This is a genomic window from Pseudomonas oryzihabitans (genome assembly GCF_006384975.1).
In the GTDB taxonomy this organism is placed as follows: Bacteria; Pseudomonadota; Gammaproteobacteria; order Pseudomonadales; family Pseudomonadaceae; genus Chryseomonas; species Chryseomonas psychrotolerans_B.
In genome coordinates this window covers 796,721-811,124 of the sequence record NZ_CP021645.1, presented here as the reverse complement: position 1 = coordinate 811,124, position 14,404 = coordinate 796,721, and the positions used below count along the sequence as shown (strand labels likewise).

Sequence of the window (14,404 nt, the reverse complement as noted above, 5' to 3'; positions counted from 1 at the left end):
GCGTCCTGAAAAGAAGGAAGTGGCGGGTGGCTCAGGCGGAACGCCTGGCCACCGGTGTCGCGCTGGCCAGGGTCATGGCCTCGACCAACTCGGCGGAGCGAATCGCCAGGACCGACAGCAGGGTGTCGGACAGGCCATGGCTGACCTCGCAGCCGCCTTGCAGGAACACCTGGACCGCGCCGCCCGCGGCCAGCGGCAAGCGGTAGTGGCGGTCTGGCTCCCCGTCTTGCAGATGCTCGCGCAGGCCGGCCAGCAGGTGCTGGTGGTAGTCGCGGCGATAGCCGGTGGCCAGGATCACCACGTCATAGCTCAGGGTGGTGCGCTCCCCGTCCAGCCGCCCTTCCAGCTCCAACTCCAGCCCCTGGGCGGACGGCCGGCAGGCCGCCACGGAGCGTTCGCAGAGCAGGCGATGGCGCTCCTGGCCACGCAGCTTCTGCAGGTAGAACAGCTGGTAGAGGCTCTCGATCAACTCCAGGTCCACCACCGAATAGTTGGTGTTGCGGTACTCGGCGAACAGTCGCTCGCGCCGCTCCGGCGACTGGGCATAGATCCGGTCGGTGAACGATGGATTGAAGATCTCGTTGACGAAGGGGCTGTCGTCGGACGGCTTGAGTGCCCCGCCCCGCAGGATCAGCGATGCCTCGACCTGGGGAAAGCGCTGGGTCAGATCCTGGAAGATCTCGGCGGCGCTCTGGCCGCCGCCGATCACCGCCACCCGGCGGGGCTGCGCCGGATCGGCCAGTAGCGCCTCGATCCGACCGCGATAGGCCGAGGAATGCAGCACCCGCGGGTCGCTCAGCGTGGCAAAGGCCGGCGGCACCTGCGGGGTCCCGCCGATGCCGAGGATCAGGTTGCGGCCCAAGCGGCGGTGCAAGGTGCCTTGCTGGTCGCGGGACACCACTTGCACGGCGTCCAGGATGCCGTCGCGGTACCAGGGCTCCACCGCCACCACCTCCTCGCCGTAGTGCACCTGATCGGCGAAGGCGGCAGCCGCCCAACCGAGGTAATCGTTGTATTCCTCGCGGCTGGGGAAAAAGGTCTTGAGGTTGATGAAATCCTCCAGCCGACCGCGTTCCTTCAGATAGTTGATGAAGGTGAAGCGGCTGGCCGGATTGCGCAGGGTCGCCAGGTCCTTGAGAAAGGAGATCTGCATCGTGCTGCCCTCGAGCAGCATGCCTTCGTGCCAACTGAAGGCCGGCTTGCGCTCGATGAAGCATCCTTGGGGCTGGCGGTCGGCGGCCTGCTCGTCCGCAGCGATGGCCAACGCCAGGTTGGAAGGCCCGAAGCCGATGCCGATGTAGTCGTGGACCTGTTCCATGCGAACCTCTCGTCGATAACCGGGTGGGATTGCCCCCGCGCCGTAGCACGACTGACAATCATTCTCACCCTCATCGACGAACAGACCCTTCGCTTGTTCAAGGCTTTTTGCCGATTTATACCCAGATCGGCACCGGGTTCTCAGGCGCTAGCCCGCGATCTCTTGCAGCGCATCGCGACTGGCCCGCTCGCGCTGCTCGCCGACCAGTTCCACCAGGCGCCCTCCGTCCATCTTGAACAGGCGATCGGCCTGATCGAAATAGGCGTCGTCATGGGTGATGGCGAATACCGTCAGTCCCGCCGCCTTCATCTGCGGCAGCAGTTCGCGGTAGAACAGCCGGCGAAACAGCGGGTCCTGATCGGCCGCCCATTCGTCCAGCAGGACGATGCTACGGCCCTCCAGCATGGCCAACAGCAGCGCCAGACGCTTGCGCTGGCCCTGGGAGAGACGGGTATCGCTCAGCCGCCCTGCCGCCACCCGCACCTTGAGCTGCAGGTGCAGGCGCCGCAGCCAGGTCTGTACCTGAGCTTCGTCGGCAACCCTGCCATCCGGCCCGAGCAGACGATCGAACAGATGGAAGTCGGTAAAGACCGAGGCGAACAGCTGGCGATAGGCCGTCCAGTCAGCCGCGCTCACTTCCCTGCCGTCCACCGCGAGGACGCCACGTTGCGGGCGATAAAGTCCGGTCAACAGGCGCGCCAGGGTGGACTTACCACTGCCGTTGCCGCCCATCAGGAATACCGTCTCACCGCGTCTGAGCGTGAGGTTCAAGGGACCGACATCGAAGCCCGGCTCATCGCCCTGGGTCTCATAGCGATACTCCACGCCACGCAGCTCCAGGCGCTGCCAGTCGGTCGCGAAGGCCGGCGCCGGCTCGGCGAAACCGTCCGTTGCGGGTGCCAGGGCCAGGGTCTCCACCCGTTGCAGCGCGACCTGCCCCGTCATCAACGGTGGTAGTGCCCCTATCGCCATCACCAGCGGCGTGCGCAAAAAGAGGATGGTCAGGGCATAAGTGGCAGCCACTTCGGTACTGGCCCAGCCCAGGCCGTTGGCCAGATAGAACGCCAGGCCTATGGTGCCCAGCACCATGGTATTGGCCCAGTTGCTGGCGATGGCGTTATAGCGATCCGCCATCGTCACGTGTTCGCGATAGGCGCTGGCGTTGAGCTCGAAATCTTCGTCGAAGAAACGCTGGGCACGCGCCCGATTCAGCGCGAGTTCCTTGCGGCCCTCGATCAGGGCCTGGTAGTCCGCATAGAGACGACTCTCCGCATCCCGCCACAGATGCAGGTGGCGATAGAGCCGCGCCACCAGCAGCCAGCCCAGGCCCAGGGTCAGGGTCATCCAGGCGAGGGTCACGAGGAACAACGACCAGGACAGCCAGGCCAGATACAGGAAGGCCGCCAGGCTCAGCACCGCACCGTAGAGCAGACTGGGCAACTGCACGAAGGCCAGGGTCAGATTGCGCAGGTCACTGGACAGGCTAGCCAGGATGGCGGGCCCTCCGACGGCCTCGAGGCGCTCGATATCGGTGTTCAGCACCCGCTTCACCACCTGCCGTCGCAGATCGTAGACGAAGCGATGGCCCAGCGCGGTCAGGGCCACCTGGGCACCGGCAGCCATCACCAGCAACAACAGGAGCAAGCCGAGAAATTGCAGCAGTGCCTCGGTCGGCGCCGCCAGAGTGGTTACCAGCCGCCAATTGATGAAGGCGATCACCCCGACGCTGAGCAAGGCACTCCCCAGGCTGAGCAGCAGGACGAGCGTCGTGGCCAGGGGGCGATAGCGGAGGATGAGGCGGATCAGGGTCATGAGCGACCTCGCTTCGGACAGTGGCGGGCAAGACAGTTGCCGGTCAGGGAATTGCGACAATGCACGGTGGCATCCTGCAAGAGGAAATTCACCAGCGCTGGCGAGGCACCGATCCGCCGGGCGACGTCGCGCTGGGTCAAGCCCTCGACCCGACACAGGGTGATCACATCCTGGGTACGCGCCGGTAGCTGCCGCAACGCGCGGACCACCAACCCGATCTCCTCTCGAGCCTGAACGACTCGCTCGGCGGAAAGCTCGCCGGGTATCCCTTCGTCCTGTTCCGTAGGGCTGGCGAACCAGCGCTCTTCCCACTTCCGGCGGCGCAGTTGATCGACCGCCAGATTCTGCACCACTCGATACAGATAGCGCGAAGGCTCCAAGACAGCCAGGGAATCGCGCCGCTCCCAGAATTTGAGAAAGGCCTCCTGCACGACATCCTCGGCCCGCTTGCGACAGCCGAGCAGGCGCGTCGCGATATTGAGCAAGCCGCTACGGTGATGATCGAACAATGTTCCCAGCGCTGAATCCTCAGCGGCGCGACCCTGCCTGACCGGCTGCGGAAGTGAACCCTGAAGGGTCGGCGGATTGACCTCATCAAGGGGGAACCTGGGCTGACGTGACGCCTGAGGCGAAGCGAGCGGCGATAGCATTTCTGCGTCCCTGTAAAACTAGGAGCGCAAAACTCTAATTGATACTCATTCTCACATCAATGAATCGTTTAACGATTCGTGATCAGCCTATCGCGCGCGCCAGAGGTGCGCGAAGCGTACTAGGACGGCAATTCCTCGCCCTGTCGCTCCGGCGCCAGCGGCGAAAGATCCACGCTGCGGCAATAATCCATGAACAGCCGCGTAGCCTTGGTCGGCTCATTGTTGCGCAGGTAGGCCATGATGAAGGTCGAGGCAGGCATGTCGTCGTGGATATTGACCTGGACCAGGCGCTTGCCATCGTAGGTGATGTCGGTGGTCGGCCGGGTGACCAGCACGGAAAAGCCCAGCCCCTGCCCCACCATGCAGCGCACCATCTCGATGGAGGGCGAGCTGTAGGCCACCGTGGGGTGGTAGCCCTTCTCCTTGAAGATATCGATGAAGTAGTTACGGCTGGGCACCACGTCCAGCAGGATCATGGGTTCGCGGCTCAGCTCCTTGAGCGTCACCGCCTTCTTGCGCGCCAGGGGATGGGCGATGGGCAGCAAGGCGTAGGGCTTGTGCGGGGCGTTGAGCTTTTCCTTGGTGATGGAATCACCCAGTTCCAGGTCGTAGAGAAACACCAGATCGAAGCGACCGCGGTGTACCCCGTGCATCAATTCGTGCTGTTCGCCGTCATGCAACTGGATGGTGATTTCCGGATAGAGCCGCTTGAAGCCGGCGACCAGCTTGGGCAGATAGAGCGGCGCCGCGGATTCGAAACAACCGACCGCCACCGTGCCCGAGACCATCTCGCTTTCCGCGCGGGCGTTCTGTTCCAGCTCATAGGAAAGCCGCAGCAATTCCTTGGCCTTTTCATAAAGCCGGCGCCCGCTGGCGGTCAGGGAAACGCCCTGGGCGTGATGGCGCACGAACAACTTCTGCTCGAAACTTTCTTCGAGATTCTTGATGGCGACGGATATTGACGGCTGGGATATGTGCAGTTGTCGCGCCGCCTCGACGATGCTGTCTTCCTCGACCACGGCGACGAAATAACGAAGTTGCCTGAGCGTAAAATGCGTCACGGATTTCCTATAGAAAAAATCACTGCAGAGCTTGATCCTGCATAGTCTTAACCTTCGAAGCGAAAGCCATGCCAGGCAGCTTCCCATTGCCTTACGCCCTAGCCAAACCCTTGAAAATCCAGCAGACACGGCCTGCATCGATCTCCAGCCAGCGCACCAAAATCCTGCACTCCAGCACCTAATAGCGACACTTCGCCCCGTATCGGGGCATATAAAGAACTCACTGAGTCGACTGACGTTTCTGCATAGGCAAGTCCTATACAGAGGCCCGTAATTTGTTAATTGACGATAAGTCCGTCGATTGCCAATTCTGTAATTACAGCGACCGGGCCTACCTCTTCGGCCCTGTTCTTCCAATGAACGGCGACAGGTTTTCACGATGACTTTCGACTGGAACTACATGTTCAGCCTGATCGGCGACACTCAATTCTGGCTGGCAACCTGGACGGTCATCAAACTCAGTACCCTTACCTGGGTCATCAGCATCGCCCTCGGCTTCTTCATCGCCCTGGCGAAACAGTCCCGGCATCCCGTACTCAGCCTGCCGGCGCGCGGCTACATCTGGTTCTTTCGCAGCGTGCCGCTGCTGGTGCTGCTGATCTTCATCTACAACCTACCGCAGGCGTTGCCCTCGACCTCGGTGGTGCTGGCCGATCCCTTCTGGGCGGGGCTCATCGGTATGGTCGTCAGCGAGACGGCCTATGTCGCCGAGATCCACCGCGGCGGCCTGCTGTCGATTCCCAAGGGTCAGAACGAGGCAGCACGGGCCCTGGGGCTGCGCTTTCTCGGCACCCAGTGGCGCATCGTCATCCCCCAGGCGCTGCGGGTGGCGCTGCCGTCGCTGGCCAACGAATACATCTCCATCGTCAAGCTCAGCTCCCTGGTCTCGGTGATCTCCCTGACCGAGATCCTGATGGTCGGCCAGCGTCTCTACTCGCAGAACTTTCTGGTCATGGAGACCATGGCGGCGGTGGCCTTCTACTACGTGCTGATCGTCACCCTGTTCGACTTCCTGCTCAAGCGCCTGGAACGCTTCCTCGACGTAACCCAACGCAAGGTGGTGCGCACGCCCGACGCCCAGGTACTGGCCCTGGCTACCCAGGCCTCGACCGCCAGTGCCAAGCCGCAATGGGACGCCGCCACTCCGGCGCTGCAGGCCGCCCGCCTGCACAAGGCCTACAACGACGTCGAGGTGCTGGGTTCGGTCAACCTGCAGATCCAGCCGGGCGAAGTGGTGTCGGTGATCGGCCCCTCGGGCTCCGGCAAGACCACCCTGATCCGCCTGCTCAATGGGCTGGAGCAACTGGACAACGGCGAGATCCGCATCAACGGCCAGCCGTTCATCCACCTACGCAAGGACGGCGCCCAGAAGCCGCGCTTCATCGAACACAGCGAGCACCGCCTGGACATCGGCATGGTGTTCCAGAGCTTCAATCTCTTCCCCCACCTGACGGTGCTGGACAACCTGCTGCTCGCCCCGCGCTATCACCGGCTCGACCGCCCCGAGGCGCTCAAGCAGCAGGCCTATGCCCTGCTCCACAAGGTCGGGATGCTCGACCACGCCTGGAAGTATCCGCACCAGCTCTCCGGCGGCCAGCAGCAACGCGTGGCCATCGCCCGGGCGCTGATGATGCGGCCGCAGATCATGCTCTTCGACGAGCCCACCTCGGCGCTGGATCCGGAAAAGGTCAACGAGGTGCTGCAGGTGATCGAGACCCTGGCCCAGGAGGGCATCACCATGGTGATCGTCACCCACGAGATGAACTTCGCCTTCAAGGTCTCGGACCGCATCGTGTTCATGGAAAAGGGCCGCGTAGTCTGCGACGACGCGCCCCAGGTACTGCGTAACGGCCAGCATCCGCGCGTCGAGGCCTTCCTCAAGGACGTGTCCCTGGCTTGACCCCCCACCCTTGGCTTCTGGAGAACAGAGATGATCGAGCAAGCGCAAATAGACAGCTTCCACCGAGACGGCTACCTGGTGGTCGAGAACCTGCTGACCGCCGACGAGATCGCCACCCTGCAGGCCGATTTCGACGGCTGGGTGGCAGAGAGCCGCAGCCACACCGAAGCCTGGGGCGAAACCCAGGATGGCCGCGCCCGCTTCGACGTGGAGCTGGACCACCGGCCCGACCACCCTTCCCTGCGCCGGGTCAGCTCGCCCACCGAAATCTCCGCGGCCTATTGCGAGGTCGCACTGTCCTCGCGGATGGCCCAGGTGGCCGCCCAATTGATCGGCGGCAGCGGCACGAGATTCCACCACAGCAAGATCAACTCGAAGCTGCCGCACACCGCCACCCAGGTGAAGTGGCACCAGGATTTCCTGTTCACGCCGCACAGCAACGATGACGTGGTCACCGCGCTGCTAATGGTCAGCGAGGTGACCCCGGAGAACGGTCCGCTCACGGTCATCCCCGGCAGCCACAAGGGCCCGCTGTGGTCGCACTGGCAGGACGGTCGCTTCACCGGATCGGTGGACGACAGCGTGGTCGCCGTGCATTGCGGCGAGCCCGTGGCCTGCTTCGGCCCGGCCGGCTCGGTGTGCTTCATGCACACCCGCCTGCTGCATGCCTCCAGCCCCAACCAGACCGAATTGCCGCGCACCCTGTTCATCAGCGTCTACGCCGCCGAGGACGCCCTGCCCTTCGGCGAGAACCCGCTGCCCAGCGAGCACGCCGGGGTGCTGGTGGCCGGCCAGGAAAGCGGCCTGGTGCGCAGCGTGGCCAACAGCGTGCGCCTGCCGCAGAAGCCGCGCGGCGCCTCCTTCTTCGTCCAACAGGCCGGGCTCGACCAGGCCGCCGTTTGATCTTTCCCATCCCCTCAAGGAGCATCGCCATGCAAAGATTCAGCAGCGCCTCGATTCGGACCCTCACCACCACCGTGCTGGGCGCCACCCTGGCCCTGACCGCGACCCTGGCCTCGGCCGACTTCCTGCAGCCGGGCAAGCTCGTCGCCGGTTCCGACCTGACCTTCTTCCCCTACGAGTACGTGCAGGACAACAAGCCGGCAGGCTTCGACATCGAACTGGTCGATGGCCTGGGCAAGCTCATGGGCCGCACCGTCGAGACGCTCGACACCCGCTTCCCCAACCTCATCACCGGCTTGCAGGGTGGGCGCTTCGACATCGTCAACTCCTCGATGTACATCACCGCGGATCGCCTCAAGGTGATCGACATGATCCCCTATCTCAAGAGTGGTGAATCGATCATCGCGCTCAAGGGCAGCGACTATCAACCCAAGAAACCGGAAGACTTCTGCGGCCACAAGATCGGCTCCATGGGTGCCACCTCCTGGCTGCAGCAGCTACACAAGCTGTCCGATGACTACTGCGTGAAGAACGGCCTCAAGCCCATTGCCGTGAGCGAATACGCCACCGACCCCCAGACCACCCAGGCGCTGCTGTCCAGGGCGGTGGAGGCGCAGATCACCGATGCCGCCGTGGCCCGTGGCCTGGTGGAAAAGCTCGGCAATCGCGTGGTGATCTCCTCCGACAGCCTGATCTACCCCGTACTCAACGGCTTCGGCGTGAAGAAGGGTAACGAAGAGGTGAAGAACGCCCTGGTCGAGGCACTGAAAAAGTACAGCGCCACTCCCGAGTACGCCGCGCTGCTGAAGAAGTACAACTTCCAGGCGCCCACCGAGGCGGATATCGCCGCCCTGATGCCCAAGCCCTAAGTTCTAACCGGTCGTCCCCGCGGCTGGGACGCCCCCTTTGGAGTCACGACCATGGCACCTTCTCATGAGGAACGGCTGCGCATCGATCTGGCGGCGACCTTTCGCGTCATCGCCCACCTCGGCATGCACGAGGCGGTCGCCAATCACTTCAGCGCGGCCGTCTCCGCCGACGGCAAGCAGTTCCTGATCAATCCCAAATGGAAGCACTTCTCGCGCATACGCGCCAGCGACCTGCTGCTGCTCGACGCGGACGATCCGCAGGGCGCCGAGCGGCCCGATGTGGATGCCACGGCCTGGTCGATCCACGGGCAGATCCATCGCCGCCTGCCGGAGGCTCGGGTGGTGCTGCATCTGCACCCGGTCCATACCACGGCGGTGGCCTGCCTGGCCAAGCCGCACGTTCCGCCCATCGACCAGAACACGGCGCGCTACTTCAACCGCATCGCGGTGGACGAACTCTACGGCGGCATGGCCGACACCGAGGCGGAGGGTGCGCGCCTGGCCGGGCTGCTCGACGGCAAGCAACGCCTGCTGATGGGCAACCACGGCGTCATGGTGATCGCCCCCACCATTGGCCAGGCCTTCGATGACATCTGGACGCTGGAGCGCGCCTGCCAAATCCTGGTCACCGCCTGGTCCACAGGCCAGCCGCTCAAGGTGCTGTCCGACGAGGTCGCGGAGAAGACCGCACGGGCCTGGGAAGGCATCACCGACTTCTCCGAGCAGCACTTCGCCGAGATGAAAGAACTGATGATCCAGCAGGATCCCTCCGTGCTGGATTGATTGCCGCGGAGCCCTGCGCTCCGCCCTCCTACTGCTTAGAGCCTGTTCAAAATCTCGCGAGCTAGAGCCAAACAAGGCGAAAACGCCTGAGGAAGCGGAGTTTACGAGTAGTAAATGAGCATTCCGAAGGCGTTTTCAACGCAGTTTGGCCGACGCGCAGCAGATTTTGAAAAGGTTCTTAGATGACGGCCGCCCCCTGCGGAGCGGCCGAAGGGTACCCTCATGTCTACATTACCGACCGCTATCGACACCCTGGTGATAGGCGCCGGCCAAGCCGGGGTCGCCATGAGCGAGCACCTGGGCCGCCTGGGCATCGAACACCTGGTGCTGGAAAAGAATCGTATCGCCGAAGCCTGGCGTACCGGTCGCTGGGATTCCCTGGTGGCCAACGGCCCGGCCTGGCACGATCGCTTCCCCGGCCTGGAATTCCAGACGCCGCCGGACGGCTTCCCCGGCAAGGACGAGATCGCCGCCTACTTCGAGGCCTATGCACGGCAGATCGACGCCCCCATCCGTACCGGTGTCGCGGTCACCCGGGTATGCCGTCAGGAGGGCCGCAGTGGCTTCCTGGTCGAGACCTCGGCGGGCAGTCTCAGCGCGCAGCGGGTGGTGGTGGCCACCGGGCCCTTCCAGAAGCCCGTCATCCCGGCCATCGCGCCAAAGGATGAGGAGCTCTACCAGATCCATTCCGCCCAGTACTTCAATCCCCAGCAACTGCCCGACGGCGCGGTGCTGGTAGTCGGCGCCGGCTCCTCGGGGGTGCAGATCGCCGAGGAACTCTTGCTCGCCGGCAAGCGCGTCTATCTCTCGGTAGGCCCGCACGACCGGCCGCCACGAGCCTATCGCGGGCGCGACTTCTGCTGGTGGCTGGGCGTACTCGGCCTGTGGGACACCGAGACCATGCAGCCGGGCCGCGAGCACGTGACCATCGCCGTCAGCGGCGCCCGCGGCGGCCACACCGTGGACTTCCGTCGCCTGGCCCAGGCCGGCATGACCCTGGTGGGCCTCACCGACACCTTCGCCGACGGTGTGGTGCGCTTCCGCCCGGATCTCAAGCAGAACCTCGACGCCGGCGATGCCAACTACCTGGCCCTGCTCGACGCCGCCGACGCCTATGCCGAACGCCATGGCCTGGACCTGCCCGAAGAACCCACGGCCCGCGAGCGGGTGGCGGACGCCGCCTGCATCCGCGAACCCCTGCAGGAGCTGGACCTGCAGGCCGCCGGCGTGACCTCGGTGATCTGGGCGACCGGCTACGCCACCGACTTCAGCTGGCTGCAGGTGGATACCTTCGGCGACAACGGCAAGCCCAGGCACCAGCGCGGTGTCGGCGCCGAGCCGGGCATCTATTTCGTCGGCCTGCCCTGGCTGAGTCGCCGCGGCTCGGCCTTCATCTGGGGCTGCTGGCACGACGCGCGCCACGTGGCCGACCAGATCGCCATCCAGCGTCGCTACCAAGAGTACCGTCCCAGCGGCGAGACGACCGCCCAACCCCTGCAGGCGCGTAGGTTGGGTTGAGCGCCAGCGAAGCCCAACAGGATCGAGGTCGAGCCCGCCGTGTTGGGCTTCGACGATGGAGCCCTCTCAGCCCAACCTACTTCAAAAAAGGAGCATTCCCATGGCCACCCCGACCCACACCCGTATCCGCATGTTCAACACCAAGGACACCTACCCCAACCAGACCCTGGACAACGACCTCTGCCAGGCCGTGCGCGCCGGCAACACCGTCTATGTACGTGGCCAGGTGGGAACTGACTTCGAGGGTAACCTGGTCGGGCTGGGCGATCCCCGGGCCCAGGCCGAGCAGGCGATGAAGAACGTCAAGCAGCTGCTGGAGGAAGCCGGCAGCGACCTGAGCCACATCGTCAAGACCACCACCTACCTGATCGATCCGCGCTACCGCGAGCCGGTCTATCAGGAGGTCGGCAAGTGGCTCAAGGGTGTCTACCCCATCTCCACCGGACTGGTGGTCTCCGCCCTGGGTCAGCCCCAATGGCTGATGGAGATCGACGTCATCGCCGTGATTCCCGACTGAGGCCCGCCATGACCTTTTCCATCACCGCCCGCGGCGCCGAGACCGGTCAGTTCGGCATCGCCATCAGTTCCTCCAGCATCGCCGTGGGCGCCCGCTGCCCCTGGCTGCGGCCGGGGGTCGGCGCCGTCAGCTCGCAGAACATCACCCTGCCCGCCCTGGGGCCGCTCACCCTGGACGGACTGGCCCTGGGCCTGGCACCCAGCGAGGCCTTGGTCCAGAGCCTGGCCGGCGATCCCTATGCCGACTATCGCCAGGTGACCGTGATCGATGGCCAGGGGCGCAGTGCCCACCACAGCGGCGCCCAGACCCTGGGCGTGCATCACGCCCGCAGCGGCCGGGACTGCGTGGCCGCCGGCAACATGCTGGCCAGCCCTGCGGTGGTGGATGCCCTGGTGGAAGCCTTCGAGCGGACCCCTGGCGTCCTCGCCGAGCGGCTGGTGCAGGCCATGCAAGCGGCGCTGGCGGCCGGTGGCGAAGCCGGTCCGGTGCATTCGGCGGCGCTGTTGGTGGTGGGCGAGCCGAGCTGGCCCATCGTCAATCTGCGCGTCGACTGGGCTGAAACGGACCCCATCGGCCAGTTGGCCGATCTCTGGCGCGCCTACCAGCCGCAGTTGCAGGACTATCTCGATCGGGCGGTCCGCCCGGATCTCGCTCCGGGCTATGGCGTGCCGGGTGACGACCGATGAGCGCCAGCCGTGACCTGCTGGCCCGGCTGGTGGCCTTCGATACCACCAGTCGCGAATCGAATCTGGCGCTGATCGACTTCGTCGCCCGCTATCTGGATGGCTTCGGCGTGCCCTACGAGCGGATCTACAACGCCGAGGGCACCAAGGCCAACCTGTTCGCCACCCTAGGGCCGGCGGACGTACCGGGCATCGTGCTCTCGGGGCATACCGACGTGGTGCCGGTGGATGGCCAAGCCTGGACCCGGCCCGCCTTCGAACTCAGTGAAGAAGAAGGCAGGCTCTATGGCCGCGGCACCGCCGACATGAAGGGCTATCTGGCTTGCCTGCTGGCCTTGGTACCCGAGGCCAGCCGCGCGCCCCTGCGCCGCCCGCTGCACCTGGCGCTTTCCTACGACGAAGAGGTGGGTTGCCTGGGGGTGCGCGGCCTGCTCGAGCAATTGGCACAGCGTCCGGTCAAGCCGCTGCTGTGCCTCATCGGCGAACCCACCGAGCTCAAGCCCGTACTCGGCCACAAGGGCAAGGTGGCCATGCGCTGCCAGGTGCACGGCGCGGCCTGTCATTCGGCCTATGCGCCCCAGGGCGTCAACGCCATCGAATACGCCGCCCGCCTGGTCGTCGAACTCGGCCGGCTGGGCGAGGCGCTCAAGGCGCCGGAACGGCAGGACGCCCGCTTCGATCCGCCCTTCTCCACGGTGCAGACCGGGCTGATCGGCGGCGGCCAGGCGCTGAACATCGTCCCCCAGGATTGCGCCTTCGATTTCGAGATCCGCGCCCTGCCCGCCCAGGACCCCTACCAGGTGATCCGCCAGTTGCAGGCCCATGCCGAAGAGATACTGCTACCGGCCATGAAGGCCATCAGCGACCAGAGCGCCGTGAGTTTCGCCGAGTTGTCCAGCTATCCCGGCCTGGATACCGCCCTCGAAAGCGAGGCGGCCGAGTGGGTCGCACTCTTCTGCGGCTCGCGGGACTTCGGCACCGTGGCCTTCGGTACCGAAGGCGGCCTCTTTGCCGCGGCCGGCATTCCCACGGTGGTGTGCGGCCCCGGCAGCATGGCCCAGGGCCACAAGCCCGACGAATTCGTCACCAAGGCGCAACTCGATGGCTGCGATGCCATGCTGCAGCGCGTGCTCGCCTTCGTCTGTAGCTGAGCCTGTCGCGCGGGACGCTACACGTACTGGGCGGCGGCGTAGCCGGAGGCCCAGGCCCACTGGAAGTTGAAGCCACCCAGGTGGCCGCTGACGTCCAACACCTCGCCGACGAAGTACAGCCCCGGCGATTTCAGCGATTCCATGGTCTTGGACGACACCTCGCGGGTATCGACGCCGCCCAGGGTGACCTCCGCGGTGCGATAGCCCTCGGTGCCCGCCGGCACGAGGCGCCAGTCGCTCAGGCGTTCGGCGATGGTCTTCAGCTCGCCCGGCGTGTACTGCTTCAGCGGCTTGGAGGTGAACCACAGGTCCGCCAGCAGGCCGGCCATCTTCTTGGTGAACAGCTCGGCCAGCAGCGTCTTCAATTCGCTGTTGGGGCGCGTCTGCTGCTGCTCGGCCAGCCAGACAGGTAGATCCAGGTGCGGCAGCAAATCGATGCTGACGGTATCGCCGGGCTGCCAGTAGGACGAAATCTGCAGGATCGCCGGGCCGCTGAGGCCACGATGGGTGAAGAGGATGTTCTCGACGAAGCTCTGGCCGTTGCAGCTCACCCGGCAATCCTCCACCGAGGTACCGGACAGCTCGCCGCACAGCCCCTTGAGCTGCGGATCGGTCAGGGTGAAGGGCACCAGGCCGGCGCGGGTCGGCAACACGCTGTGCCCGAACTGGCGAGCGATCTGATAGCCGAAGCCGGTGGCACCGAGGGTCGGAATGGACAGCCCACCGGTGGCGATCACCAGGGACTCGCAGCGCAGCGGGCCCAAGCTGGTCTGCAGTCGATAGCCACCTTCGTCGAGCCGGGCGATCTCGTTCACCGAGGTATCCAGACGCAGGTCCACCCTGGCCTGGGCGCATTCGTCCAGCAGCAACTGAAGGATGTCGCTGGACTTGCCATCGCAGAACAGCTGGCCAAGCTTCTTCTCGTGGTAGGGCACGCCGTGCTTGGCCACCAGGGCGATGAAATCCCATTGGGTGAAACGCGCCAGCGCCGACTTGCAGAAGTGCGCATTCTGCGACAGGAAATTGGCCGGCTCGACATAGAGATTGGTGAAATTGCAGCGCCCGCCGCCGGACATGAGGATCTTCTTGCCGGCCTTGTTGGCGTGGTCGATCAGCAATACCTGGCGACCGCGCGCGGCGGCGCTCATGGCACACAGCATCCCGGCGGCACCGGCGCCAATGATGATGACCTGGGATGAAAGCACGGCGGGTTCCTTGTCTACTGGCAGCGGGCAAGCG

Annotated in this window: 13 protein-coding genes; 8 read left to right on the top strand and 5 right to left on the bottom strand. The window is 64.9% G+C overall.

All coding sequences use genetic code 11. The features are described 5' to 3' along the window. Positions 1-31: 31 nt before the first annotated feature. The 4 genes from CCZ28_RS03640 to CCZ28_RS03625 form a co-directional block, all read right to left on the bottom strand. Positions 32-1,318, bottom strand: coding sequence for a lysine N(6)-hydroxylase/L-ornithine N(5)-oxygenase family protein (locus tag CCZ28_RS03640; RefSeq protein WP_140215984.1), 1,287 nt, complete (start codon positions 1,316-1,318; stop codon positions 32-34). Between the two features lie 147 nt (positions 1,319-1,465). Then, positions 1,466-3,130, bottom strand: a complete 1,665-nt coding sequence (locus tag CCZ28_RS03635) for a multidrug ABC transporter permease/ATP-binding protein (RefSeq protein WP_140215983.1) — start codon at positions 3,128-3,130, stop codon at positions 1,466-1,468. Continuing rightward, positions 3,127-3,639 carry a sigma-70 family RNA polymerase sigma factor gene (locus CCZ28_RS03630; protein ID WP_167509202.1) on the bottom strand — a complete coding sequence of 171 codons (513 nt, stop codon included), beginning with the start codon at positions 3,637-3,639 and terminating at the stop codon, positions 3,127-3,129. Before CCZ28_RS03630 ends, CCZ28_RS03635 begins: the two co-directional genes overlap by 4 nt. 260 nt (positions 3,640-3,899) lie before the next feature. Then, the gene (locus CCZ28_RS03625; RefSeq protein WP_140215979.1) at positions 3,900-4,841 is read right to left on the bottom strand and encodes a LysR family transcriptional regulator; all 942 of its coding nucleotides are present in this window, start codon (positions 4,839-4,841) and stop codon (positions 3,900-3,902) included. A 379-nt stretch (positions 4,842-5,220) separates the two neighbouring features. Here CCZ28_RS03625 and CCZ28_RS03620 point away from each other — a divergent pair, with 379 nt between their 5' ends. The 8 genes from CCZ28_RS03620 to argE all read left to right on the top strand — a co-directional run bounded on the left by CCZ28_RS03620 (position 5,221) and on the right by argE (position 13,165). Further along, a complete protein-coding gene (locus CCZ28_RS03620; RefSeq protein WP_140215977.1) occupies positions 5,221-6,741 on the top strand; it encodes an amino acid ABC transporter permease/ATP-binding protein in 1,521 nt (506 codons plus the stop codon). A 30-nt stretch (positions 6,742-6,771) separates the two neighbouring features. Beyond that, positions 6,772-7,644, top strand: a complete 873-nt coding sequence (locus CCZ28_RS03615; RefSeq protein WP_140215975.1) for a phytanoyl-CoA dioxygenase family protein — start codon at positions 6,772-6,774, stop codon at positions 7,642-7,644. Between the two features lie 29 nt (positions 7,645-7,673). Further along, complete coding sequence (locus tag CCZ28_RS03610; RefSeq protein ID WP_140215973.1) at positions 7,674-8,513, top strand: ABC transporter substrate-binding protein; 840 nt, start codon at positions 7,674-7,676, stop codon at positions 8,511-8,513. 51 nt (positions 8,514-8,564) lie between these two features. After that, positions 8,565-9,296, top strand: a complete 732-nt coding sequence (locus CCZ28_RS03605; protein ID WP_140215971.1) for a class II aldolase and adducin N-terminal domain-containing protein — start codon at positions 8,565-8,567, stop codon at positions 9,294-9,296. Positions 9,297-9,518: 222 nt separating this feature from the next. Then, positions 9,519-10,814: a flavin-containing monooxygenase gene (locus CCZ28_RS03600; protein ID WP_140215969.1), complete on the top strand. Its 1,296-nt coding sequence runs from the start codon at positions 9,519-9,521 to the stop codon at positions 10,812-10,814. 100 nt (positions 10,815-10,914) lie between these two features. Continuing rightward, a complete protein-coding gene (locus tag CCZ28_RS03595; RefSeq protein WP_140215967.1) occupies positions 10,915-11,331 on the top strand; it encodes a RidA family protein in 417 nt (138 codons plus the stop codon). Between the two features lie 8 nt (positions 11,332-11,339). After that, on the top strand, positions 11,340-12,017 hold the full coding sequence (locus tag CCZ28_RS03590) for a DUF1028 domain-containing protein (RefSeq protein WP_140215965.1): 678 nt from the start codon (positions 11,340-11,342) through the stop codon (positions 12,015-12,017). Next, a complete protein-coding gene (gene argE, locus CCZ28_RS03585) occupies positions 12,014-13,165 on the top strand; it encodes an acetylornithine deacetylase (RefSeq protein WP_140215963.1) in 1,152 nt (383 codons plus the stop codon). Before CCZ28_RS03590 ends, argE begins: the two co-directional genes overlap by 4 nt. Positions 13,166-13,182: 17 nt before the next feature. On the opposite strand, the gene CCZ28_RS03580 is transcribed toward argE, so the two are convergent. Further along, a complete protein-coding gene (locus tag CCZ28_RS03580) occupies positions 13,183-14,370 on the bottom strand; it encodes an NAD(P)/FAD-dependent oxidoreductase (RefSeq protein WP_140215961.1) in 1,188 nt (395 codons plus the stop codon). Positions 14,371-14,404: the final 34 nt, after the last annotated feature.